Origin of the sequence: Sphingomonas sp. CROZ-RG-20F-R02-07, assembly GCF_022662335.1 — a bacterium.
In the GTDB taxonomy this organism is placed as follows: Bacteria; Pseudomonadota; Alphaproteobacteria; order Sphingomonadales; family Sphingomonadaceae; genus Sphingomonas.
The window spans coordinates 1-23572 of sequence record NZ_JAKNQJ010000010.1; the positions used below are offsets into that span (position 1 = coordinate 1).

General features: G+C 67.1%; 17 protein-coding genes. 12 read left to right on the forward strand and 5 right to left on the reverse strand.

Features of this window, described 5'->3' with window-relative positions; all coding sequences use genetic code 11:
• The first annotated feature begins 262 nt into the window (after nucleotides 1–262).
• The 3 genes from istA to L8H00_RS13925 all read left to right on the forward strand — a co-directional run bounded on the left by istA (nucleotide 263) and on the right by L8H00_RS13925 (nucleotide 3047).
• On the forward strand, nucleotides 263–1771 hold the full coding sequence (istA, locus tag L8H00_RS13915) for an IS21 family transposase (RefSeq protein WP_347340738.1): 1509 nt from the start codon (nucleotides 263–265) through the stop codon (nucleotides 1769–1771).
• Entirely contained in the window at nucleotides 1758–2486 is a 729-nt protein-coding gene (gene istB, locus L8H00_RS13920; protein WP_056634497.1) for an IS21-like element helper ATPase IstB, read from the forward strand. Before istA ends, istB begins: the two co-directional genes overlap by 14 nt.
• A 168-nt stretch (nucleotides 2487–2654) precedes the next feature.
• The gene (locus tag L8H00_RS13925; RefSeq protein WP_242097905.1) at nucleotides 2655–3047 is read left to right on the forward strand and encodes an IS5 family transposase; all 393 of its coding nucleotides are present in this window, start codon (nucleotides 2655–2657) and stop codon (nucleotides 3045–3047) included.
• A gap of 26 nt (nucleotides 3048–3073) precedes the next feature.
• Here the strand turns inward: L8H00_RS13925 and L8H00_RS13930 are convergent, their stop codons facing one another.
• Entirely contained in the window at nucleotides 3074–3595 is a 522-nt protein-coding gene (locus L8H00_RS13930; RefSeq protein WP_242097906.1) for a hypothetical protein, read from the reverse strand.
• Between the two features lie 239 nt (nucleotides 3596–3834).
• Here L8H00_RS13930 and L8H00_RS13935 point away from each other — a divergent pair, with 239 nt between their 5' ends.
• Nucleotides 3835–6882 (forward strand): TonB-dependent receptor, encoded by a 3048-nt coding sequence (locus L8H00_RS13935; protein ID WP_242097907.1) that lies wholly within the window; start codon nucleotides 3835–3837, stop codon nucleotides 6880–6882.
• 96 nt (nucleotides 6883–6978) lie between these two features.
• Here L8H00_RS13935 and L8H00_RS13940 read toward each other — a convergent pair whose 3' ends face one another.
• Nucleotides 6979–8007, reverse strand: a complete 1029-nt coding sequence (locus L8H00_RS13940) for a hypothetical protein (protein ID WP_242097908.1) — start codon at nucleotides 8005–8007, stop codon at nucleotides 6979–6981.
• A 139-nt stretch (nucleotides 8008–8146) separates the two neighbouring features.
• Between L8H00_RS13940 and L8H00_RS13945 the strand changes: the two genes are divergently transcribed.
• Both L8H00_RS13945 and L8H00_RS13950 read left to right on the forward strand, forming a co-directional pair.
• The gene (locus tag L8H00_RS13945; protein WP_242097909.1) at nucleotides 8147–8413 is read left to right on the forward strand and encodes a hypothetical protein; all 267 of its coding nucleotides are present in this window, start codon (nucleotides 8147–8149) and stop codon (nucleotides 8411–8413) included.
• A 65-nt stretch (nucleotides 8414–8478) separates the two neighbouring features.
• Complete coding sequence (locus tag L8H00_RS13950; protein WP_242097910.1) at nucleotides 8479–9786, forward strand: aspartyl/asparaginyl beta-hydroxylase domain-containing protein; 1308 nt, start codon at nucleotides 8479–8481, stop codon at nucleotides 9784–9786.
• 6 nt (nucleotides 9787–9792) lie between these two features.
• On the opposite strand, the gene L8H00_RS13955 is transcribed toward L8H00_RS13950, so the two are convergent.
• On the reverse strand, nucleotides 9793–10944 hold the full coding sequence (locus tag L8H00_RS13955) for an aspartyl/asparaginyl beta-hydroxylase domain-containing protein (RefSeq protein WP_242097911.1): 1152 nt from the start codon (nucleotides 10942–10944) through the stop codon (nucleotides 9793–9795).
• A 155-nt stretch (nucleotides 10945–11099) separates the two neighbouring features.
• Here L8H00_RS13955 and L8H00_RS13960 point away from each other — a divergent pair, with 155 nt between their 5' ends.
• Both L8H00_RS13960 and L8H00_RS13965 read left to right on the forward strand, forming a co-directional pair.
• Nucleotides 11100–12230: a hypothetical protein gene (locus tag L8H00_RS13960; protein WP_242097912.1), complete on the forward strand. Its 1131-nt coding sequence runs from the start codon at nucleotides 11100–11102 to the stop codon at nucleotides 12228–12230.
• A gap of 223 nt (nucleotides 12231–12453) precedes the next feature.
• Nucleotides 12454–12663: a hypothetical protein gene (locus L8H00_RS13965; RefSeq protein WP_242097913.1), complete on the forward strand. Its 210-nt coding sequence runs from the start codon at nucleotides 12454–12456 to the stop codon at nucleotides 12661–12663.
• A 36-nt stretch (nucleotides 12664–12699) separates the two neighbouring features.
• Here the strand turns inward: L8H00_RS13965 and L8H00_RS13970 are convergent, their stop codons facing one another.
• A complete protein-coding gene (locus L8H00_RS13970; RefSeq protein ID WP_242097914.1) occupies nucleotides 12700–13821 on the reverse strand; it encodes a tyrosine-type recombinase/integrase in 1122 nt (373 codons plus the stop codon).
• A 262-nt stretch (nucleotides 13822–14083) separates the two neighbouring features.
• Between L8H00_RS13970 and L8H00_RS13975 the strand changes: the two genes are divergently transcribed.
• The 3 genes from L8H00_RS13975 to L8H00_RS13985 are packed head-to-tail and all read left to right on the forward strand — an operon-like array spanning nucleotide 14084 to nucleotide 16478.
• Nucleotides 14084–14779 carry a bacteriorhodopsin gene (locus L8H00_RS13975; RefSeq protein WP_242097915.1) on the forward strand — a complete coding sequence of 232 codons (696 nt, stop codon included), beginning with the start codon at nucleotides 14084–14086 and terminating at the stop codon, nucleotides 14777–14779.
• Nucleotides 14776–15651: a Brp/Blh family beta-carotene 15,15'-dioxygenase gene (locus tag L8H00_RS13980; protein WP_242097916.1), complete on the forward strand. Its 876-nt coding sequence runs from the start codon at nucleotides 14776–14778 to the stop codon at nucleotides 15649–15651. Before L8H00_RS13975 ends, L8H00_RS13980 begins: the two co-directional genes overlap by 4 nt.
• The gene (locus L8H00_RS13985) at nucleotides 15648–16478 is read left to right on the forward strand and encodes a formate/nitrite transporter family protein (protein WP_242097917.1); all 831 of its coding nucleotides are present in this window, start codon (nucleotides 15648–15650) and stop codon (nucleotides 16476–16478) included. The genes L8H00_RS13980 and L8H00_RS13985 overlap by 4 nt, the downstream gene beginning before the upstream one ends.
• Nucleotides 16479–16523: 45 nt before the next feature.
• Here L8H00_RS13985 and L8H00_RS13990 read toward each other — a convergent pair whose 3' ends face one another.
• A complete protein-coding gene (locus L8H00_RS13990; RefSeq protein WP_242097918.1) occupies nucleotides 16524–22310 on the reverse strand; it encodes an autotransporter-associated beta strand repeat-containing protein in 5787 nt (1928 codons plus the stop codon).
• A 226-nt stretch (nucleotides 22311–22536) separates the two neighbouring features.
• Between L8H00_RS13990 and L8H00_RS13995 the strand changes: the two genes are divergently transcribed.
• Complete coding sequence (locus tag L8H00_RS13995; protein ID WP_242097919.1) at nucleotides 22537–23529, forward strand: helix-turn-helix domain-containing protein; 993 nt, start codon at nucleotides 22537–22539, stop codon at nucleotides 23527–23529.
• Nucleotides 23530–23572 lie beyond the last annotated feature (43 nt).

Here is a 23572-nt window from a genome sequence, read left to right on the forward strand (position 1 = left end):
ACGGGATGTCAGCGCCGACATGATCGACAGCACCGTAGTCCGGGCGCACCACTGCGCCGTCGGGCTAAAAAAGGGGATCAGAAATTCGAGGGGCTCGGCCGTTCGCGAGGCGGCTTCACGAGCAAGCTGCACGCCCGCTGTGATTGTGGATCGGCGTGGAAAAAGGACCCCGGTAGCGGGGTGATCGGCGTCGAAAAAGGACCCCTCATCCCGGTGGTCTAGGCTGTCCGCTTGGCGGTGTGTCAGGCGGCGAGATCGGGATGTGGTATTGGAGACGGTGTTGAGGATCCGGCGCGAGCACGCGGCGGGAAAAGCCATCAAGGCGATCATGCGAGACCTGCATTTATCTCGCAAAGTGGTGCGCAAGGCGATCCGGTCGCCGGAGGCGGACATGGGCTACCGGCGTGAGGTGCAGCCGCTGCCCAAGCTGGGGCCGTTCCAGGCGCGACTGAATGCGTTGCTCGATGAAGACGAGGCGCGGCCGCGGCGCGAGAAGCTGCGCATCACGCGTATCCACGATCTGCTGCTGCGCGAGGGGTTCGACGGCTCGTATGATGCGGTGCGCCGCTATGCGGCCCGCTGGCGGCAGGCACGTCGTCGGGACGTGATGAATGCACCAGCGTTCATCCCGCTGCTGTTTCGGCCGGGCGAGGCCTATCAGTTCGACTGGAGCCACGAGGACGTCGAGATCGCGGGCAAGCCGATGCGCGTGAAGGTCGCCCATGTGCGGCTGTGCGCGTCGCGGGTGATATACGTGCGAGCCTATCCGCGTGAGACGCAAGAGATGCTGTTCGACGCGCATGCGCGGGCGTTCGCCTTCTTCGGGGGCGTGCCGACGCGCGGCATCTACGACAACATGAAGACGGCGGTGACGAGCGTGTTCACCGGCAAGGAGCGGGTCTTCAACCGGCGCTTCCTGGTCATGGCCAGCCACTACATGGTCGAACCGACAGCCTGCTCGCCAGCAGCCGGCTGGGAGAAAGGTCAGGTCGAGAACCAGGTGCAGACCGCACGTGGCCGGTTCTTCCAGCCGCGTCTGCGCTTTGCCAGCATCGAGGAGCTGAACGGCTGGCTTGAGGCGGAGTGCCGGCGCTGGGCGGACATGCACCAGCATCCCGAGCAGAAGGAACTGACGGTTGCTCAGGCATGGGCTGCCGAGCGTAGCGTGCTCCAGCCGGTCGTAGCGCCCTTCGATGGGTTCTATGAGAGCGAGCACGCGGTAAGCGGCACGTGCCTGATAAACTTCGACCGCAACCGCTACTCGGTCACGGCCAAGGTCGTGCGGCGTGCGGTCCAGGTCCGTGCGTATGCCGACCGCATCGTCGTGCGCTGCGACGGCGAGGTCGTTGCCGACCATCCCCGGTTCTTCGGTCGTGACCGGACCATCTACGACCCGTGGCACTATTTGCCTGTGCTGGTGACCAAGCCGGGCGCCCTGCGCAACGGTGCGCCGTTCCAGGGCTGGGAGCTGCCACCTGCGCTATCACGGCTGCGGCGCAAGCTCGGCGCCGGCGACGATGCCGACCGGCGCTTCGTACGGGTGCTGGCGGCGGTGCTCGACGACGGGCTGGAGGCAGTTGAAGCAGCCGTGCACGAGGCGTTGCTGGCCGGCGTCACCAGCGACGACGTCATTCTCAACATCCTGGCCCGCAGGCGAGAACCGCCACGACCGTTGACCATCGTCACGCCCGAAGACCTGGCGCTGCGTCATCCGCCGCGTGCCGACTGCGGTCGCTATGACAGCCTGCGAGGCCTTCATGCAGCGGCATGAGATGATGACGGCGATGGCGGGGCTTGGCCTCAAGGGCATGGCCGGCGCGTTCGACGAGGCGGTGACCACCGGCCTGCAGCGCAAGCGCACGACGATGGAGATCCTGACCGACCTGCTGCGTGCCGAGGCAACCCACCGCCATGCAGCGTCGGTCCGCTACCGGATGTCAGCCGCCAGGCTACCAGCGGTGAAGGATCTCGACGCCTTCGTCTTCGAGGACACCCCCATCAACGAAGGCCTGGTGCGCTCGCTGCACAGCGGCTCGTTCCTGGCGGGCCAGCGCAACGTCGTGCTGGTCGGTGGAACGGGCACCGGCAAGACACACCTGGCCAGCGCCATCACCGCCAACGTCGTGCGAGCTGGCGCCCGCGGACACTATTTCAACACGGTCGACCTGGTGAACCGGCTCGAGGAGGAGAACCGCCTCGGCAAGGCGGGCACGCTGGCGGCTCAGCTCTCCCGGCTCGACCTCGTGGTGCTCGACGAGCTGGGCTACCTGCCATTCGCCCGCTCGGGCGGTCAGCTGCTCTTCCATCTGGTCAGCAAACTCTACGAGCGCACTTCCGTCATCGTCACAACGAACCTGGCCTTTGGCGAATGGCCCACCGTCTTCGGCGACCCCAAGATGACCACCGCGCTGCTCGACCGCATTACCCACCACTGCGACATCGTCGAGACCGGCAACGACAGCTGGCGCTTCAAGCACCGCAGCTGACGCCCGGGACCACCGGCCAAAGACGCTTCGCGCTGGTTGCGCCTCCGGTCGGGCTACGCCCGCCCTACGCCGCAACCAGCGCGAACGGCACGCCCGCCATAACCGTCACGCTGCACGACGAAGGGGGTCCCTTTTGGACGCCGATAGGGGGTCCTTTTTGGACGCCGATTGACACGCTGTGATGGTCAGGGGCGACCGCTATGTTTCGTCCTGACGCCGGGCCAGACTCACGACGTGAAGGGTTTCGGGCCCTTGTTCGGGATGCTGGCTGACCGGATCGAGGCTCTGCTTGCCGATAAGGGCTATGACGCCGATGCCATTCGCCAGGAACTCGCCAAGGCGGATGTCGAGGCGGTCATTCCAACCAAAAGCAACCGCCGCATACCGATCCCGCATGATCGCGAAAAATACCGTTGGCGCAATCTCGTCGAGCGCTTGTTCAACAGGCTCAAGAACTGGCGCCGTGTCGCAACGCGTTATGACAAGACCGCAGAGTCATACCTCGGCTTCGTCGCGCTCGCCTCAGTTACGCTGTGGCTGCCCTTTGTCCACGTGACCTAGGTTCACCCTCCCGCTCGCACGCTGTATTATCCCACCCGTCGCCCGCGAACAGGCCGCTCGTGATCGACGAACATAAAATATGACCCGAGCGCGCCTTTCTTGATCCGGAGTTTGACACCCGATCTGGGATCCATCGACGACGGATCGGTCGTCTGCCAATGCGCGCCATCGGGCAGAAGGAATTCGAACTTCCCGTTACCGATGGAACGCACTTGCGTGGCCGTCGTCTCGATCTCGGTGAACTCGTCGCGCTTCGTCTCGTCCGAGCGACCGAACAAGGGGATCGACGGCAGGGCGAAACCGAAGAGCGAGCGCTTCGTCTGCCGCACGCCCTCCTGGTCGAGGACGGTCAGCGTCTTGCGATCGAGGGCCTGTTGCAATTGCGCCGCGGCCTTGTCGAAGCAGGCCAAGCGCGCCGTCGAATCGGCGACAGCGCGACACTGGGCAATGGCCGCCACTTCGCCTGCTTTGGGCACTTCGGCCCCTGCGAACGAAGCAAGCGCCGTCGCGCCCAAAGCTGCCAGAGTCCATCGATGATCGCGTCGCATGTTACCCCCTGAGGTTCGGTCTGTTCACCAAGCCTTAGCCGAAACCGGTTCCGAACCGCAAAGCCTCACCCGAGTGTGTCTAATATGTGACGATCGTAATTTTCCGGAACAAACCGCCACTAACCAATTGTCCGATCCGGACATAGACGGCTAGGAATGCTGCAACGCAAGGAACCTGCGTGATGTTTTCTCGTCGACAAGGTCCCCAAGGATCCGGCGAGCTAAAGGGGGAATATCAGATGACGCGTAGCTATCGTCGACAGTTGCTCGCCTCAAGCCTGCTGGTCGGTGCCTCGTTCGCCATGACTGGCGCGGCACACGCGCAGGCCAGCACGGCGCCACAGGCATCGTCCACCACGGACGAAACCGGCCAGACCACCACGCCGGACACTGCCAAGCCCGACAGCACGGGCGACATCGTCGTCACCGGTTCGCTGATCCGCGACCCGAACCTCGTATCGGCCAGCCCGGTCACCTCGGTCGGCCAAGACGAGATCCAGCTGCGTCAGTCGAACACGGCGGAAGAAATCCTGCGCGACCTGCCCGGCGCGGTTCCCAGCATTGGCTCGGCCGTCAACAACGGCAATGGCGGCGCCTCGTTCGTCGATCTTCGCGGCCTCGGCTCGACGCGCAACGTCGTCCTGCTCGACGGCAACCGCATCGCACCCGCGGGCCTCGCCGGACGCGTCGATCTTAACAACATCCCGCTCGCTCTGGTCGAGCGTGCGGACACGCTCACCGGTGGTGCGGCCACCACCTATGGCGCCGATGCGGTCGCCGGCGTGGTGAACTTCATCACGCGCAGCAACTTCTCGGGCGTCGATGCGCAGATCAGCAACCAGATTACCGAACGCGGCGACGGCAAGTACTTCCGCGGCGATCTGACCATCGGTGGTAACTTCGACGAGGACAAGGGTAACGTCGTCTTCTCGGTGGGCTATCAGAATTCCGATCCGGTCTACCAGGGCGACCGCACCTATTCGGTCAACAACATCGACTCGTTCTCGGGCACAACGAGCGGCTCGGGAACCAGCATTCCTTCGCGCTTCACGCGCCCCGGCTCGGCAACGCAGCAGATCGATCCTAACACAGGTGGGCTCGTTCCAACCTATGCGCTGTTCAACTTCAATCCCTACAACATCTTCCAGACTCCGTTCCGCCGCTACAATATGTACGGTGCCGGCCATTACGACATCAGCGACAGCATCGAGGTGTATACGCGCGGCCTGTTCTCCAAGAACACCGTCCAGACCATCGTTGCGCCATCGGGAATTTTCAGCAGCTCGCTGACCATCCCATATAGCAATCCGTATCTCCCCGCTGCTGCTCGCGCGCAGTTCTGCGCCTCCAACGGTCTGACCGTCGCACAGTGCACCGCAGCGGCTGCGGCTACGAGCCCGTTCCTTGCGGACGGCAAGACGGCGAACCCCGACTTCCGCACGTTCACGACCACCGTGTTGCGCCGTACCACCGAAGTTGGTCCGCGTATCTCGAACTTCTCCACGACGATCTTCGACTATCGCGGCGGCGTAAAGGTGGGCATCACCGACTCGCTCAAGCTCGACGTTTCGGCAGGCTATGGCGAATCCGAGAACCGTCAGACGCTGCAGAACTACGTGCTTACCTCACGCGTCCGTGCGGCGGTCTATGCAACCAACACCACGACTTGCCTTGCCAACGCACCGAACGGCGCGGCGAGCACGGCTGCAGGTTCGGGCTGCGTTCCGCTGAACATCTTCGGTCCCCAAGGCTCGATCACGTCCGCGATGATCCCGTATATCACGGGTGAGAGCACCACGACGGTCCGGACGTCGCTCCTTCAGACACGCGCCCTGCTGACCGGCGATCTGCCGATCACCAGCCCGTTCGCATCGAGCCCGATCGGGTTTGCAGCCGGTGCCGAGTATCGCAAGTACTTCGCATCGCAGCGCTCGGACACACTCGCTCAGACTGCGGGCGAATTGGGCGGTGCCGGTGGTGCTGCGCCGAACGAGGACGGTGGTTATGAGGTCACCGAGGGTTATGCCGAAATCAACGCGCCGTTGATCAGCGACAAGCCCTTCTTCCAATCGCTGTCGCTCGAAGGCGGTGTCCGTTATTCACACTACAAGGTCTTTTCGGCCAACAACCCGACCTACAACACGACGACGTACAAAGGTGGCGGCGCTTGGGAGCCGGTCACGGGCCTCAAGCTGCGTGGCACCTACCAGCGTGCGGTTCGCGCGCCGAACATTGCGGAGCTTTTCGCACCGCAGGTGACGGGCCTGACAAACCTCGCCAGCGATCCCTGCGCCTCGTTCACCAACCAGGGCAAGGTGAAGATGGCGACGCCGACCGGCAATCTCGCCGCCATCTGCCTTGCGCAGGGTGCGACGCAGGCGAATCTGGCGAACATCGCCGATCCCACGGGTGGGCAGGCCAATGCGACCGCCGGTGGCAACCTCAACCTGAAGCCCGAGATTTCGGACAGCTTCACGGGCGGTGTCGTCTTCCAGCCGACGTCGTTGGTTCGCGGTCTCTCGCTGAGCGTCGATTATTACAACATCAAGGTGACCGGCGCCGTTTCGTCGCCGGGGCCGCAGGACGTGATCGATGCTTGCTTCAAGAACCAGACAGCAGCCAGCGCCACCAGTGCTGCCTGTACGTCGATCCGGCGCAATCCGGTCAACGGTCAGCTTGACGGCGACGTGGCGACGACGTTCGGCTTGCCGCTGGTTTCGTCGAACCTGGGTCTCATCAAGACCAGTGGCATCGATCTGGGCTTCAACTACAGCCGAAACATCGGCGTGGTGAAGTTCTCGGGCAGCTTCACGGGCAACTACACGATCGACTCGAAGTTCAAGGCAATTCCGACGTCGGGCCTCTATCGCGATTGCGTTGGCTACTACTCGGTTAACTGCCCGTCGATCCAGCCCGAGTTGTACTGGAACGCCCGTGCGACGTTTGGCTACCAAAAGACCGATTTCTCGGTCCTGTGGCGCCATATCGACTCCGTCCAGTACGAGCCGGCAGCGATCGACACCTCGACCGCGGCGGCCACGGCTGCGACCACCCCAGCTGCGGGCTTTGGCCGCATCCCGGCGTACAACTATATCGATTTCACGGTTCGCTACAGCGTGAACGAGAACTTCGACTTCACGATTACGATGACCAATGCGTTCGACAAAAACCCCCCGCTGGTCGGTTCGACCATCGGTTCGACGCTCTACAACAGCGGCAACACCTATCCGTCGACCTACGATCCGCTGGGCCGTCGCTTTGCGGTTTCGGGTCGCCTCCGCTTCTAGAACAAGCGGAAACACAAACGAGAAAGGCGGGCTTCGGCCCGCCTTTTTTGTTTCGGCATTCTGCCGGAACGACCAAACGGCAACGTCCCGGAAGGCTCAGCCCAACAGCGAAGAGGCCAACACCAAGGGAATGCCATGCGCATCCGCAACCGCCGTGGCCCAGATCGCCACCTTGTCGAGCTCGTCGGCATGAAGCACACCGGCATCCGCCACCTCCGCCGCCCGTGCGGCGTCGCCAAACACGGTGCCGAACTTGGAATGCCGGGTGAAGGCGGGGCCAGCGACGATGCCGTCCACCGCCGTGGATGACAGCGCCAAGCTGAAATGCGCGCCGAGCGCCACCGTCACCTCACGCGAACGCCGCGTCACCGCCTCGCTGTCCAGTGTCCGGACGCGTGCGCCGAAGCGCTGCGCCATGCCAGCGAACAGCGCCTGCTGCGCCAGCCAGCACAAGGCCGCGATCTGGAGATCCGACTGGCCGAAATATTCGTCCTGACCAAAATTGAACGGCAGCATCCCGTCCTTCGCGAGACCCAGGAACAGCTGGCGCACCCAGAGCCGCCCCCACAGCCCCTTCTTGGCGACCGATCCCAGAAACACCGGCAGCGGCGCATGAAGAAGCAGAGCCGTCGCCTCGGGTCGCAGCGCCATGATCGCTGCGGCGAACCCGTTGACGATGTTGGAAGGCTTGATGACCACCGCCTCTCCGCTCGCGAACGGTCGTGCCAGCAACGCGAGCGTATCGTCCAGCAACCGCTCCGCATCCGCCCGCGTACCGCCGCGATGGCGAAAACCGACGACGTCGTTGAGGATCACCGGCTCCTTCAGGCTGGTCGCGATGCCCGGAAGGTCGAGCGCGTTGGCGAGCAGCGTCGAGCAGCAGAATGCCGAATGGAAGATCACGCGCAGTGGCGCTTCATCCGGCCGCATGCCGAGCACGGCCTTGCGCGGAAGCGGCTCGAGCGGCAGGCCGGCAGGCAGATACTCGTCGGTCAGGAACGTGGCCGAGCGGCGCGTGGCGCGATCGACGCGCAGGAACTGGACCATGTCGAGCGTGGCATCGTAGCGATGCGGCAGCCATTCGGCATCGCGAACGATCGCATCGGGGGTAGCGGAAATCGGCATGCCGCTTCGTGCCTATCATGGCGCATCTGTGCAACAAACGTATCGGCATGCTTGGAGGCAAGCTTGCAAAACTACGGCGGCTCGGCACAATCGTTTAAGTCCGCTCTGTGTGGCGGGTCCAATCCGTTTGGAGGAACCGATGCCCTTGTCGATCAAGCTCGCCATGCTGCTCGTCATTGCAATGTTGGCCCAAGCCCCGGCCTTTGCCGACGATGCCGTCGCCACCAAAGCTGCCACGCCTCCTGCCGAAAAATTGATCTGCAAGACCGAAACCGTCGTGGGGTCGCTGATCCCGGGCCCGAAGCGTTGCCACACGCGGGCCCAGTGGGAGGAACATGCGCGCGCAGGTCAGGCGATCGCGCGCAAGCTGGTCGAGGACGGAACAGGTCGCCCGACCACCAACTGACGCGTCCATAGGACGCCCTTGCGCCTTGACGCTACGCACGACGATAAACCGGGGAAGGCCAAGCCATGGCGCAACATGATACGCAGGACGCGCGTCTCGCCAGCCTGTTGCGGGCCGCGGTCGCTGCGCGGGGCGCCCGCGATCCGGCCGCGGAGATGCGCGCGCTGCGCAACGTGTTGGCGCTCGATCCCGCCAATCCCTCCGCGCTGAACGCGCTCGGCATGCTTGCGCTCGGCACACGCGACTTCGCTGCGGCGGACAGCCATTTCACCGCTGCGGCGAACGCCGATCCCGCGGCACCACCCCTCTGGCTGAACGTCGCCAACGCGCGCCGCCAGCGCGGCGATACCGAGGGCGAACGCACGGCACTCCACCGCATCCTCCAGATCGACCAGCGCCACCTGATGGCGACGCTCCGCCTCGCCGAGCTCCACGAACGGCTGGGTGAACTGCCTCAGGCGGGCGTGCGCTGGGGCGCCGTCCTCGCGATCGTGCAGATGATGCCAGAAGCGCCAGCTGCCCTCGAACCGATAATCGCGCACGCGCAGCGCTTCGTGCTGGAGCGCAGCGCCGCGTTCGGCGAAGCGGTGGATGCCGGGCTCGCACCGGCGCGCGCGGCGATCGATCCGTCCGAACGGCGCCGCTTCGACGCCTGTATCGATACGCTGCTCGGGCGTCGGCGGATCTACGTCAACGAATGCCACGGGATGCGTTTTCCGTTTCTCCCGGCGGACGAGTTCTTCGACCGGCGGCTGACGCCGTGGCTGACGAAGATTGAAGCGCAGACGGATGCGATCCGCGCGGAATGCGCGGCATTGTTGCGCGGCGGGGATGCCGGGTTCGAGCCCTATGTCGCGATGGATGCGGGAACGCCGGAAAACATATGGTCCGGCCTCGACCATTCGCTCGACTGGAGCGCCTTCTACCTGCTGCGCTATGGCAAGCGGGAGGACGCGGCACAGGCCGCCTGTCCGATCACCACCGCAGCGCTCGATGCCATGCCGCTGAACGACATGCCCGGCCGTGGTCCCACCGCCTTCTTCTCGATCCTGAAGCCCCGAACCCGCCTGCCCGCGCACAGCGGGGTCAGTAATGCGCGCGCGACGGTTCACCTGCCGCTGATCGTCCCGCCGGGCTGCGGCTTCCGCGTCGGCGGGGAGACGCGCAAATGGGTCGAAGGCCATGCCTTCGCGTTCGACGATACGATCGAGCACGAAGCGTGGAACGACAGCGACCAGCTTCGTGCCGTCCTGATCTTCGATGCCTGGAACCCGCACATCACGCCGGTCGAGCAGGATCTGCTGCGGCGATTCTTCATGGTCGCCGACGCCAGCGGCCACGATCCCGGAGGCGCTGCCACGATCGCGGACTGACGGGGCTCAGCCTTCGTCGACGAAGGCGCCGACCGCGCCGAACAACACGGTCAGCGCCGCGCGCTCGTCCGCGCTCAGCTCGGGGCGCCAGATTTCGAACAGCAGTACGGTGCGGTCGCTCGTGCCACGGTTCCATGCCTCGTGCTCGATCGAATCGTCGAACACCAGCGCCTCGCCCACGCGCCATTCGCGCGTCTGCGAACCGACACGCAACGCCGCCCCCGGTGGTGCGATCAGCGGCACATGGACGATCAGCCGGGTGTTGAGCAGGCCGTGATGCGGCTGGATGTGCGTTCCCGGCGTCAGCTTGGAGAAGAGCGCCATCGGCGAACGCTCGGGAATGATCGGCATCGGCGCACTCGCCAGCGCCGTCATCGTGGCCGGACAACGATCGGCGATTCCGGGTACGGGCGCGCCCGCCTTCCAGAGATAGCAGGCGCTCCAGCGCGGATCGTCGCGCAGGGGATTGGGGGCAGGGGGGCGCCCGGCATGCGTCTCGACATAGGGCGCGAAGGCGTCCCCGGCGAGGACCGCCTGCAATTCGCCGAGCATGGCCGCGCTCGCCGCCTCGACGGCTTCGAGCCACGGGAACATCGTGCGCGGGAAGAACTCCATCTGCGGCAGGCCCGGGAAATAGAAGCTCGACGGGCGCTGGAGGAAGATCTCGGCCTTGCCCGTCAGCAGGTCGATGGCGTGCGCGACGCGGGGGAGGCCCGCCATGTCCGCGATCCCGGCCGATTCGAGCCGCGCATGAAGGTGCGCCTCATAAAGCGGTCCGGCGTTTTCGAGATAGGCCCGCGCGCGGTGCAGGTCGGGGTGGAGCGTGGCCGGCACGGCGGCCGGGTTCGCGTTCGCGTTCGCCAGCGCGGCCTGGTAGAAGGCACTGGCCGCGCGAACGTCGCCGTCGCCCAGAAGATCGCCGCTCATCAGCAACGCAGCGACGTGACCGGGCTGGCGCGCCAGCAAACGCCCGAGTGCGACCTGCGCACCGGCCGTGTCGCCGAGCGAGCGACAGGCCTGCGCCAGGGGAAACAGGGCACGGGGATCGTCGGCGATGCCGATGAACCGCGCCTGGGCAAGCCGGGCGTCGCCGCACCGCAAGGCCGCCAATCCCTCTTCCAGGACCTGTGCCGTATCGATCGCTTCGAAATCCGCCATGCCTCGTTCTTTACCTGTCAGCAGCCCCTGCGAAAACCTGTGACTACGCCTTCGGTGTGAGAGGATCCTGAACCCTCGATCCATCGATTTCCAATCCTAAATCCTATGGGATTCGGTGGATACCGCATTATCATCCCCGCCACGGGAGACGTTCGATGCTTTTGTTCGCATTGCTGCTGGCCGGCCAGGCGGCCACATCCGATATCGTCGTCAACGGCAAGCGGCTCGACGACGCAGCGGCGATGTGTGCGAAGCGGCAATGCACGCCCCTCCAGGATGCGCGCGTATCGATCGCGCTGGCGGAACGCGCCTTTCGTTCCGGCGACTATCTGACGGCGAAGCATATCCTGGCCGTGGCGGTAGCACGCGAGCGCGGGAACGCGGCGTCCGATCCCAAACCCGTTGCGGCGCTATATGAGGCGTATGCGACCGTGGCGATCCAGGACGGCGACGAAAACGTCTATCGTCGCGCGGTCGGCAGCCAAGTCCGCACCCTCCGCGACAATCTTCCTGCGAACGATCCGGCCGTGCTCGATGCGGCGTTCGCCACGGGAGACATGTGGATGAAGCTGCGCGATTTTCGCAATGCCGAACAGGCCTATGCCGCGGTCGAACACAGGGCAACCGCGGCAGGGCAAAACCGGATCGCCATCCTGGCCGCCATGCGCCGGATCGGCTTGGTCGGTGGCGATGCGAACGGTGCGACGGCCAACGCCATGCTCGCCAAGCTGGAAGCACGCCCCGGTGCCGACGATCCGACAATCCGGCCCGCCATGCGCGTCCTGCGGCTACGAATCGCGGCGCGGGGCGGAGACGACAGCCAGATCGATGCCATCGTGCGCGATATCGGCCACGATCAGTCCACCCGGCCCGTACTCATCTGGGCACCACCCTATCCCGAGACCGGGGAGGCCGCCGCCCGTGACGACGAGCGCCGTTTCAGTTTCCGCGATCCGGCCTCACCGCAATCATCGGAGAACAGCCCCTATCGCTGGGCGGATGTCGGCTTCTGGATTCGGCCGGATGGCCATACGGACGAGGTTACCGTGCTGCGTGGCACCCCATCCCGCAATTGGATCAAGGCGTATCTGCCGGTCGTCGCCGCGCGCCGTTATACCGGATCCGCCACGGCCACAGGCCAGGGCGTGTACCGGGTCGAGCGCTTCACCGAACGCCCCACCTACGTCGCTCCCATAGGCAGCCTGATCCAGCGGCGGGCGGGCCCGGTACGGCTCGAGGTGCTCGACCTCACCGGCGCATCCGCTCCGATGCCGGTCCGATCCTGACCGACCGACCGGCGACGATCGCGGGAGCACGTCCAGCGATACGGAGGGGTGACGAAGCCGTCTCCGCCTATGCACATCATACCTCGCCTGCCCCGGCGGGCAACGATGAGGCTCCTGCCGCGGATTCGATTCAGCCGGATCGGCCTGATGCAGACAATGGAAGGGCTCCAGCGTCAGCACTATTGCCATTCCGACGCGACCAAGGATCGTGCTGGAGAGCGGAATGCCAGGCCTCAACGACACCGACGCGCTTTGTTATCAGGCGGTGATCGCGGAAGATCTGGCGCAGACGCTCCCTTGCGCCTTGGATCGCATGCATTATGCGATGGTCGCGCAGGAATACCGGGCCAGCGCGGCATCGATCGTCGAGCAATATCGGCAACTTGGCGAACGTGTCGCAAATCACGCCCGGTGCCTCGCGCACGTCGATTGATCCGCCGCGCCGGCCAAGTCTTTCAAATCACTTGCCTCAAAGAAACCCCTCACCCGCATGCTCGCGGAACCGCTCGTGGTCGCGCACATACTCCGCCACCATCTCGAGCGAAGCATGCCGGCTATGCTCCTTCATCTTGAACAGATTGGCGTTCTGCCGCCCCGCCTCGGTCAGGAAACCCGCGCGCAGCGAATGGCCCGAGAACATCTCGGGCGGATAGCCCGCCGCGACCGCTGCGGCCTTGACCACCAGCGCCACGCCCTGCGCGCTCATAGGCTTGTCGGTCAGCCGGCCCTGAGGCGTGAGCTTGCGGAAGACGGGGCCGCTTGCGATCCCGGCCTTCGCCAGCCAGGCGCGGTAATGGCGCACCGGTTCCAGGCGACGCCCGTCGGGAATGGCGACGCTGTGGCCCTTGCCCTCCTGGTCGGTCTTGGACGCGGCGATGCGGACGAGGAGGCCGCGCGCGTCCTCGGACACACGGCCGACGGTGATCGCGACGAGCTCGGAACGGCGGAACGCGCCCGCCATCCCGATCGCCAGCAGCGCGCGGTCGCGGTGCGCGCGCAGATCGTCGCCGGTGACACAGCGCAGCATGTCGCGCAGCACGTCGCCGTCCGCTGCGCGCTTGCGCGCCGGCAGGTCGTCGCGCTTGTCGCGGCGGATCGCGCGCATCGCCTTGTCGAGCCGCGCGGCGTCGGGCTGCGAGGTCGGAGGCTCGACGTCGGCCGCGCGGTGCGCGAACACGATCGCGGCGAGGCGGCGGCCGATCGTCGACCGGCCGAGCGGGACGGGGGGCTTGGGCGGCTGCACGCGGCCGCGCTTCGTCCGGCGCGGTTCGGCGGGCACGAAGCCGCGCTCCGCCAGCAACGTCAGGAACGCCGCGACCGTCGACGGCGTCGCGGGCAGCGCCCGATAGCCATTCTCCGCGCACCACGCGCAAAAAAGCCGCCAGTCGGATTGATAGGCGCGCAGCGTCGCATCGGCCGAAGCGCGCGCGACATAGCCGTCGACCCGCTCGCGGTCGTCCGGCGCGAGTTCGGGCAGGAACGGCGCGAGCGATGCCGGCGGATCGACGATCGCGGGCATGCCGGCCATGATCGCGTTCAGGTCGATGACCGAAGGTTGATCCGGCTCCTGCGCGTCGTCGCTGTGGTTCACGCCGGCTCCCCCCATGCCGCCCCGATCGGCCGTCCGGCGATAGCGCCCTGCCCTTTTGCCGACCAGATTCTTTTTAGCGGGAAGGAAGGTTATCGCTAATTAGAGGCCGGCTGGATCGACCGCGATCATCGGTCATCCCAGGCCGGAACCCGCCCATCGCGCTGCCTCGCCACGAACATGCGCGAAGTCGCCGGAACGATGCTCCGTGCCGAACGCTCTGCGGGGCACGGGAGCTTGCAAACAGGGAAAGCAGTCTATGGTCATGTCACCATTTTTCGTGGGCTTCGTCATCATGGCGCTCGCGTCACTGGCGATCTACGCCAAGGGATCGAAGCTGCCGCCGGTGCGGCATCACACCTATTTCCACGCGACCGTGCCCTTCATCGCGGCGACCGCCTATCTGGCGATGACGTTCGGCATCGGCGACGTGCTGAAGATCGACGGCACCGTCACCCTGACGGCGCGCTATGCGGATTGGGCGATCACGACGCCGATCCTGCTCACCGGGCTGGTGCTGACGGCGCTGCACGAGCGCAAGGAAGCCTCGGGCTTTCTCGTGGCGATCATCGTCCTTGACGTGCTGATGGTCCTGACCGGATTGATCTCGTCGCTGGCGATCCTGCCGGTGATGAAGCTGGTGTGGTTCCTCTGGTCCACCGCGGCGTTCCTGGGCGTACTCTATATCCTGTGGGGGCCGCTGCGCGTGCTCAGCCGCAGCTATGGCGGGCCGCTCGACAGCGCCTACACCAAGAATCTGTCAATCCTGAGCATCGTGTGGGTGCTCTATCCGGTGGTCTTCGCGGTGGGGCCGGAGGGCGTGCAGGCGATCTCGCCGCTGGCCTCGGCCTGGGCGATCCTGGTGCTCGATGTCGTGGCCAAGGTGGTCTATGCCTTCATCGCCGCCAGCAACATTGAGATCGCGGTGCGCAACCTGCGCGACGAGGATTACCGCGCGTGATCCAGGCGCGCGCCCCGCTCATCGGGTGGGGCGCGTTCCTGGCGGCGGGCATCGCCGCGGCGATGCTGGCGCTGGGCTGGCAATTCGCCTTTGCCGGCCTGGCGATCGGCCTGCTGGGTCTGCCGCACGGCGCGAGCGATCTCGCGGTCGTGGCGCCCGCGCGCCGGCCCGGCTTCCTCGCCAGCTATGTCGGCTGCATCGCGGCGGTGATGCTGGTGTGGCGGGCGGAGCCGGCGACGGCGCTGGCGCTGCTGCTGGCGCTGTCGGCGCTGCATTTCGCGATCGATGGCGATGCGCGGCATGGGGCCGTGCGCAACGTGGCACTCGGCCTGTTCCTCGTCGCCGGGCCGGCGCTGTTCCACCATGACGCGATCGCCGCATTGTTCGATGGGGCGACGGGCGATGCGCACGCCGCGACGCTGCTCGCCGGCACGCTGTGCGTCCTCGCGCCAGTCGCAACCGCGATCCTCGTCGCACATCTCATCAGCGATCGGGGCGATCCGCCCGAGCGCTGGATCGAGGGGATGGCAATCGCGCTCACGCTGGCGCTGCCGCCGCTCGTCGGTTTCGCGATCGGCTTCGTCCTGCTCCACGCGCGCGGCCAGACGACCGAGCGGCAGCATGCGATCGGCTGCCCGACGCTTCGCGCCTATCTCGTCCGCGTGGCGCCGCTGATGGCCGGGGCGTTCGCCGTGCTCGCGCTGGTGGCGATCGAGACGCTGCGCGGAGGCTTCGGCCACGCGACCTTCCTGTTCGCCGGCATTGCCGCGCTGGCGGTGCCGCACATGCTGGTCACCCCGCTCTGGCGCCGCGCGCCATCGCCCGCCGGCCGGTCGCGCATCTGGCCGGCCATGACGGGGAACGGGCGTTGAGCGACGAACAGCAACCCGATTCCGGCCTGTCCGACGACGAGGTCAATGCCGTCGCGCAGCGCAAGGCGGGATCGGCCAAGGTCGTCCATGAGGTCATCCGGTTGCAGGGCGACGAGGAGCTCGACCGGCCGCTCGCATCGCTGCTGTTCTCGGCATTTGCCGCGGGCGTCGCGATCAGCGCCTCGATCCTCGCCGAAGCGTCGCTTGCGGTCCGGCTGCCCGAGGCGCCCTGGCGCGAGCTCGTCGTGTCGCTCGGCTATACGGTCGGCTTCGTGCTGGTGATCCTCGGCAATCTCCAGCTCTTCACCGAGACCACCGTCACCGCGGTGCTGCCGCTCGCCACGCACCCGACGCTGCGCAACCTGAAGCGGCTGCTGCGGCTATGGGCGGCGGTGCTGCTCGCGAACCTGGCGGGCACGTTCCTCGTCGCGCTGCTGATGGCGAAGCGGATCCTGATGTCCGCCGACCAGCTCGACGCCGCGATCGCGCTGTCGCGCACCGCGCTCGATCACGGCGCGGGCGACGTCCTGCTGCTCGGCATGCCGGCGGGCTTTCTGGTGGCGTCGATCGCCTGGATCCTGCCCAATGCGCGCGGCAGCGAGTTCTGGGTGGTGATGCTCGTCACCTATCTCGTCGCGATCGGCGGGTTCAGCCATGTCGTGGCCGGATCGGGCGAGGCGTGGCTGCTTGTGCTGACCGGGCGGATACCGTTCTCGGCCGCGATCCTCGGCTATATCCTGCCGTCGCTCGCGGGAAACATCATCGGGGGCACAGGGCTGTTCGCGGTGCTCGCGCACGGGCAGGTGCGCCCCGAGATCAAGGACTGACGAGGCCGGGGGCGGGGTCTCCCCTTCCGGGAAAACTCCGATCGATCAGAACCGCACGCTGACCGAGCCCTTGCCGCCGTAATCGCGCCATTCACTGGAGCGCATGACATAGCCGGTCGCGCCGATGCGGATATGCGTGGAGACGATGAGGTCGATCCCGCCGCTCGCATCGAGATTGTCGCGGCCGAGGCGGTCGCCGGTGACGCCGAACGCCGGCCCCGTGCCCCCGAACGTCTCCAGCCGCGTCGAATAGAGCCGGTCCCAGGTGCGCAGATAGGCGGCCGAGGCATGCGGCTCGATCACGAGATCGCCCCCGATCGGATAGGAGGCCGCGATCCGCGCGCCCGCCGTTCCGAATTCGTTGTGGCGGCGCTCGGCGGCCACGTTCAGCGCGGCGGGGCCGCCGATCTCGGCAAAGCCGTCTGCGCGCGACCGGTCGTAATCGTAGCGCACGAACGGGGTGAGCGAGACCGGGCCCTGCAGCAGCGCGAAGCCCAGCTCGCCGAAGGCCTGCGTCGTGCGGATCTCATAGGCGGCGATATAGGCGCCGGCGAGGCCGGGCACGTCCACCGTGCGCGTGGTGTCGACATGGTGCCAGGCCTGGGTCACGCCCGCGGTGGCGTTCAGCCGGCCGCCGAGGGCTGCATAGCTGATGCTGCCGCCGATCAGGTCGGTCTCGATATCGGCGCGGCTGGCGAGCGCGGGCACGCGCAGCTTGTCGTCGAAATAGCCGCCGCTGACGCCGATCCGGAAGCCGGCCACCGCATAGTCGATGCCGCCATAGACGCCGATCCGGTTGGTGTGGAAGCCGAACGCCTGTGCCTGGTCGCGCGAATAGGCATAGGTGTCGAGCCCCTGCATCCAGAGGCCGAGACCGTCACCCTGCGCCACGCGCGCGCGGTCGAGGATCGCGTCGCGGACGCGGCGGTCGCTGTCGATCATCGCGGTCGGGATGGTCGCGTGGATCTCGCCCGACAGCCGGTTGAACGCCTGGCCGGCGCCGTTCGCGGTCTGGACGAGCACCGCGTTGTAGACCGTATCGCCAAGCCCGCGCGCCGCGACCGCATTGGCCACCGCCACGCCGTTGGGCGCGGTCGCCTGCGAGGCGAAGCTGATATCGTTGCGCCCGAGCGACAGCGTCACCGCATTCGCGCCATAGGTGAGCGCCGGCGTGAGGAAGGCGAGATTGGAGGTCGCGCCGGCGAATTGCCCGGTCACCCCGCCCGCCGCGGTGAGGATCGTGTAGCTGGTGAGCGGCGCATAGACGCCGCTCGCCGCCAGCACCTGCACCGTGCCGCCCGACAGCGTCGCGGTGCCGGTGACGTTGGTCCGGTCCGCCTGGCCCGCCGCATTGGCCTCGACCTGGTAGATCGAACCCGCCGCGAACGCGACATTGCCCGCGACGTTGAGCGTGCCGATCGAATTGCCCGGCGCGAAGATGCCCCCGCTCGCGACCGTGGTGGAGCCGACCGTGCCGTTGCCGCCGAGCGTCCCACCCATGAACACCGTGACCGGCGACGTGATGCTGCCGTTCACCGCCAGGCGACCGCCCGTGATCGTCGTCGGGCCGGCATAGGTGTTGGTGCCGGTCAGGTTGAGCGATCCGGCGCCGCTCTTCGTCAGGCTGCCATTGCCGGTGATCGAGCCCGCAAAGCTGGTGTTGCCCGCCTGGTTCACCGTCAGCGCGCCGTTCGCGATGTTGACGGTGGCACCGGTGCTGGCGCCCGAGAGCTGCGCGATCGTCTGCGTGTTGCCCGACAGGTCGTAGGTGCCGGTGCCCTCCGCATCGAGCATCGTCGAGGCGGCAACGGGCGTCGACAGCCGGATCGACCCGCCGTTCAGCACGGTCGTGCCGGTGAAGCCGTAGTTGCTGCCGAACACGACGCTGCCCGCGCCCTGCTTCACGAAGGTGCCCGATCCCGTCAGCGCGCCGGCGAAGGTGTAGCTGTCGGAGCGGCTGGAGATCAGCGTGCCGTTGTCGGCGAGCGTCCCGGTGAAGTTGCCGCCGGTGCCGACCTGCACCGTGCCGTTGTTGACGAAGGTTCCGCCCTGCGTACCGGTTACGAGCAGCGTGCTGCCCGCATCGACGGTGTTGGTGCCGGTGTTGCGGAGGCTGTTGGTGCCGTCCAGCGTCGCGGTGCCCGTGCCGGTGAAGAGCACGCCGCCCGTGCCCATCACGGTCGCGGCGCCGAAGGTGCTACCGCCCGATGCGGTGCCGCTGCGCACCACCAGAGTGCCGTTGTCGGCATAGGTGGACGAGGTGTAGCCCGCGATTCCGGTGGTGCCGTTCGCGACCTCGAACGCGGCGCCGCTGGCGATCGTCGTGGCGTTCACCGCGGTCGTGCCGGTCGGAGGCGCGGTCCAGTAGCCGCTCTGCACGGTCAGGTTGTCGAAGCCCGAGAAGTTCGCCACCTGCTGCGTCGCGGTCGCCCGGCCGCTGGTGCCGATCAGCACCGCGGCATCGGTGCCGCCCCCGCCCGCGACGGTGCCGGTGATCGCCGAACCGGTGCGCAGGATCACGGTGTCGTTGGTCGCGCCCAGCTGCACCGCGATGCCGTTCGCGCCCGCAATCGCGCCGCTGTTGTCGAGCGTCGTCGTGCCCGAGGCGAGGATGCCGGGCCCGCCCGAACTGGAGACGCTGCCCAGATTGACGATGCTGTTGGTCGCCCCCACCGCGTCGATGCCGGCGACCGCGCCCGAGACGCTCGCGCCCGATGCGACCGTCACGCTGTTGGCGCCCGGCGGATCGATGAACACGCCGTAACCGCCCGCCGACGACACCGCGCCGTTGACCGCGAGCGTGACGCCCCCGCCCGTGCCATTGGCGATCAGGTGGATGGCGTCCGCATTGGCGCCCCGCGCGCTGGCCGATCCGACCACCGCGTTGATCGTGCCCGTGGTCGCTGCGGCATAGATCGCATCGGCGCGGTACACCTGGCCGGTGCTCGCATTGGTCGCGATCGTGCCCGTCGAGGACGCGCTGCCGATGTTGAGCGTGACGCCGGTGCCGCCCGTGACATAGACGCCCGCGCCGCCATCGCCGCTCGCATTGGCCGTCGTCGCGTTGACGGTGACCTTGCCGCCAGCGTCGCCGAAGATCGCGTTGCCCAGCGCCGCGCTCACGGTGCCGCTGGTGATCGACAGGTTGCCGGTGTTGGCATGACCTTCGACCGCATAGCTGTTCTGCCCGGTCGCGGTCGTCGTGCCGGCGTTGATCGTCAGGTCCGCGGTGCGGCTGCGCCCGTAGATCGACGAGACCTGGCCGCCCGTCGTGGAGGTCGTGCCGGCGGTGATGCTCACCGCACCGCCCCCCGTGCCCAGCACTGCGTTCGCGTTATAGCCCGCGGTCGAGGCGGTGCCGCTGACGATCGTGACCGCGCCCGCGCCCGAGGCATAGCCGATGACGCCGTCCGACGTCATCCCGCCCGCGCCGGTGCCCGTCGCGGTGGTCGTGGTGGTGCCGGCGTTGATCGTGATGTTGCCGTCGGTCGTCTGCGCATAGATCGCCTGCGACCCGACGCCGGACGTGCTGGCGGTGGTGCTCGTCAGGTTGATCGCGCCCGTAGTGGAGACGATGTTGATCGCGTTGGCGCCCGTGCCCGAGGTGGTCGCGCTGGTGCTGGTGATCGTGTTCGCGCCCGTCGAGGCGCCGACATTGATGCCGACCGAACCCGCGCCGCTGGTCGACACCGCGTTGCTCGCGATCGTCAGCGTGTTGGCGTCGGACGCGACGTTGATCGCGTTGGCGGTCGCGCCGCCGGTGGTGACGGTGCCGGTGTTGTTGACCGACAAAGCGGCGGTGCTGGCGGTGGTGCCCGGCGCGCCGAACGTCGTCTTCGCGCGACCAGCCTCGACGTCGATGCCGCGCGCGGTCGTGCCCGCCGTCGAGATCGTGCCGCTGTTCGTCACCGATACCGCGCCGGTCAGGCTGAACGCGTCGATGCCGTTGGCATAACGCTGCGATGCGGCGTCGGTCTGGCCGGCCGCCGCGCGTGTGGTGCCCACCGTCGTGACGTTGCCCGTACTGGTGATCGAGAGGGCGCCGCTGCTGGTCAAGCCAAGGATGGCGTAACCGCCATTGCCGATCGCCGACACCGTGCCGCTGGTGATCGTCAGGTTGCCGCCACCCACGGCTTGGCCTTGGATGCCGAACGTGTTGCCCGTACCGGTATAGACGAGGCTGCCGCTGGTGATGGCGAGATTGCCGGTGCCCGCCTCGATCGCGCTAAGGCCGATCCCATTCAGCGACGTAGCCCTGCTCGACGCCACCGCTGTCAGCGCCATACTGCCGCTGGCGATCGTGGTATCGGCCGTTCCGTTGGCGCTGACGCTGATCCCGCTGCCGCCGCCCGTGATCGAATTGCTGGTGAGATTTACCGCATCGCTCTGGACGGAAATGGCCTGCGCGTTGCCCGTCCCCATGTTCTTGACCAGCCCGCTGGTCACGGTGGCAAGCCCGGCTCCCTGGACGACAATGCCCGAACCGTTGTTCGTATCGATCTCGGTGCTCGCGATCGTCGTCGGGCCGGCCGTGACCGAGATGCCCGTGCCGTTCGTCACCGCGATCGTGCCGCTCGTGATCGAAACCGGCGCGGTCGTATTGCCGCTGGCGACGACGATGCCCGAGGCGCCTGTGCCCGAAGCGTTGATCGTCGTGCTGGCGATCGTGGTGGCGCCGGTCATGACCCCGGTGCCGATCGGCCTCACATTGATGGCGGTGGCATTCGCGCCCGTCATCGTGATCGTGCCGCTGGTGATCGCCGTGGTGCCCGCGCCGTTGGGCGTCGCATAGATGCCGGAGGTATTGGCACCGGCGCTGGTGATCGAGCCGCTGGTGACGTTGGCCGAGGCATAGCCGATGCCGTTCGGGCCGGAGGTGAAGTTGCCGCCCTCGTTGCCGCCGAGCACCAGGGCATAGCCGCTGTTCGCGCCATCGAGCTGGATCGTGCCGCTGCGCACCGTGATGGCGTTGCCGCCCTGGATGCTGATGCCATCCGAATTCTGGGTGGTGTGAACGGTGCCGCTGGTGAGGTCGAGCGTGCCGTCGGCCGCGGCGATGATCCCCGCCTGGCCCTGGCCGAAGGCGTTGGTGGTGCCCGCCGTCACCACCGCGCTGGTGCCGGCATTGACGAAGATCGCGGTGCCGTTGGTGCCGGCGCTGTTGGTCAGGCTGGCGGTGCCGCTGTTCAGGATCACCCGGTCGCCCTGTGCGATGATCGCGTTGGGCTGGTTGGCGGCGCCCGTCGATTGGGCGGTGACGACGTTGATCGTGGTCAGCGACGCCAACGCGGCCGTTCCACCCGTGGTGCCGGTATAGATGCCGCGCAGGCCGCCATCGGCCTCGTTGGCGTTGATCGTGATCGTCCCCCCGTTCGTCACGACCGCGATGCCGCGGCCATTGGCGGCGTTGGTGGCGTCGACCTTGCCGGTCTGGGTGATGGCCACGGTGCCGCCTTGCGCGGAGGCGAAGATGCCGTTGCTCGCGCCGGTGCCGGTGATGGTGGCGTTCACGTCCTTTATGTTGACGTTGCCCGTGCCGCTGTTGGCCGCATAGATCGCCGCGTTGGTGCCGGGCGTGGCGGTGCCTGAGCCCGGATTGGCCGCGATCACTGTGTCCAGGTCGAGGCTGATGTCGCCCGTCGCGGTCGTGGCGCTGACGGTAGTCGGCCCGCCCGAAATCGTGCCGCCATTCTGATAGTTGGTGGGGCCGGTAAAGCTCTGGTTCTGCGCCGCGGCCGGTTGGACGACGAGCGTCGAGCCGAGTGCCGAGCCGAGCAGCGCCATGTTGCGCACCGAGGAACGCATGCGCACCGCCGTACCGATCGAAACCATGTCATTCCCCCTGTTGGCGCCACGCCGGGAGTCGCGTTCGGCAACGGCATCGCGGATATACCCCCGTCGATCCGCGATGCCGGCCCTGCCCCCTGTCCATGGTCGCCCATGCGACCGGTCAGGCCTAGGAGCGATGGCTTCGGAGCGTCAATCGTCGTACCGGGCACGCCATGGTTTTGGTAAGAAATGACGAAGGCGCGATATCCCGCGGCTCGGGAAGAGATCGATGATCGAAAGCGGAAGCCACACGCCCGGCATCGCGGCCGCGGATTTCGGCCTCCCGGCCGGCACCGCGCTGCGCTACGAACGGCCCGATCCGGCGCTGGAGGCGCTGTTCCCCAGCTATGCCGTGCTCGATTCCGATCTCGCCCTGCTGGCACCCGACCGGCCGGTCGAATGGATGCTGCCGGGATGGGCGCAGATCTGGATCGTGCTGACGGCCGGGCCGATCCGCGTGCGCATCGGCAACCGCTCCTATGATCCGCTCAAATCGGCGATCCTCTACGGCGTGACGAGCCGCGCCATGCCGACGATGGCAAGCGGCGGGACGACGGTGGTGATCGATGTGAGCCCGCTCGGCTGGGCGCGGCTGTTCGGCGCCGATGCAGAAGCGCTGCGCGACCGGATCACGCCGCTGGGCGAGGTGCTGCCGACCGAATGGGTCACCGAACTCGTCGACACGCTGCAGGCCTCGGACCATGCGCTCGAGGTGAAAGACCGGCTTGACGCGTTCCTACTACGCCATCTGGCCCCGCCCAACCGCGACGAGCCGCTGATCGCACGGATCATGACGCTGATCGCCGACGATCGCACCGACGATCTGCCCGTGGCGGCCAAGGCCATGGGCATCACCGTCCGGACGCTGCGCCGCCTGTCGAAACGCTATTTCGGCTTTCCGCCCAAGATCCTGCTGATGCGCAGCCGCATCATCCGCGCGATCGTCCCGATGCTGCTGGACGGCCAGGACACCCCTGCCCCGCCGCCCTATCACGACGCCTCGCACTTCAACCGCGACGGCCGCCGCTTTCTCGGCACGACGCCGCGCCGCTTCCGGGCCCTGGCCGTGCCCTATCTCCGCGCCGCGCTGCGCGCGCGCCGGCAGGTGATCGGCAGCGCCATGCCGGCGCTGGACAGGGCGGGCGACATGCCGCCGGGCACCGCGCCGCCCACAGAGCAGGCCTCTATCGCTCGCCAGCTCGACCGCGATGCGCAACCCTAGACGAGAGGCTATTGGCCAGACCGGGCGCCGTGCGGCACCACAA

What these genes read in the sequence shown, in the direction of transcription:
- L8H00_RS13960 (WP_242097912.1), top strand. Translation starts at nt 11,100, where the DNA reads ATGCTTTTGTTCGCATTGCTGCTGGCCGGCCAGGCGGCCACATCCGAT.
- L8H00_RS13935 (WP_242097907.1), top strand. Translation starts at nt 3,835, where the DNA reads ATGACGCGTAGCTATCGTCGACAGTTGCTCGCCTCAAGCCTGCTGGTC.
- L8H00_RS13945 (WP_242097909.1), top strand. Translation starts at nt 8,147, where the DNA reads ATGCCCTTGTCGATCAAGCTCGCCATGCTGCTCGTCATTGCAATGTTG.
- L8H00_RS13975 (WP_242097915.1), top strand. Translation starts at nt 14,084, where the DNA reads ATGTCACCATTTTTCGTGGGCTTCGTCATCATGGCGCTCGCGTCACTG.
- L8H00_RS13965 (WP_242097913.1), top strand. Translation starts at nt 12,454, where the DNA reads ATGCCAGGCCTCAACGACACCGACGCGCTTTGTTATCAGGCGGTGATC.
- L8H00_RS13995 (WP_242097919.1), top strand. Translation starts at nt 22,537, where the DNA reads ATGATCGAAAGCGGAAGCCACACGCCCGGCATCGCGGCCGCGGATTTC.
- L8H00_RS13940 (WP_242097908.1), bottom strand. Translation starts at nt 8,007, where the DNA reads ATGCCGATTTCCGCTACCCCCGATGCGATCGTTCGCGATGCCGAATGG.
- L8H00_RS13990 (WP_242097918.1), bottom strand. Translation starts at nt 22,310, where the DNA reads ATGGTTTCGATCGGTACGGCGGTGCGCATGCGTTCCTCGGTGCGCAAC.
- L8H00_RS13930 (WP_242097906.1), bottom strand. Translation starts at nt 3,595, where the DNA reads ATGCGACGCGATCATCGATGGACTCTGGCAGCTTTGGGCGCGACGGCG.
- L8H00_RS13955 (WP_242097911.1), bottom strand. Translation starts at nt 10,944, where the DNA reads ATGGCGGATTTCGAAGCGATCGATACGGCACAGGTCCTGGAAGAGGGA.
- istB (WP_056634497.1), top strand. Translation starts at nt 1,758, where the DNA reads ATGCAGCGGCATGAGATGATGACGGCGATGGCGGGGCTTGGCCTCAAG.
- L8H00_RS13950 (WP_242097910.1), top strand. Translation starts at nt 8,479, where the DNA reads ATGGCGCAACATGATACGCAGGACGCGCGTCTCGCCAGCCTGTTGCGG.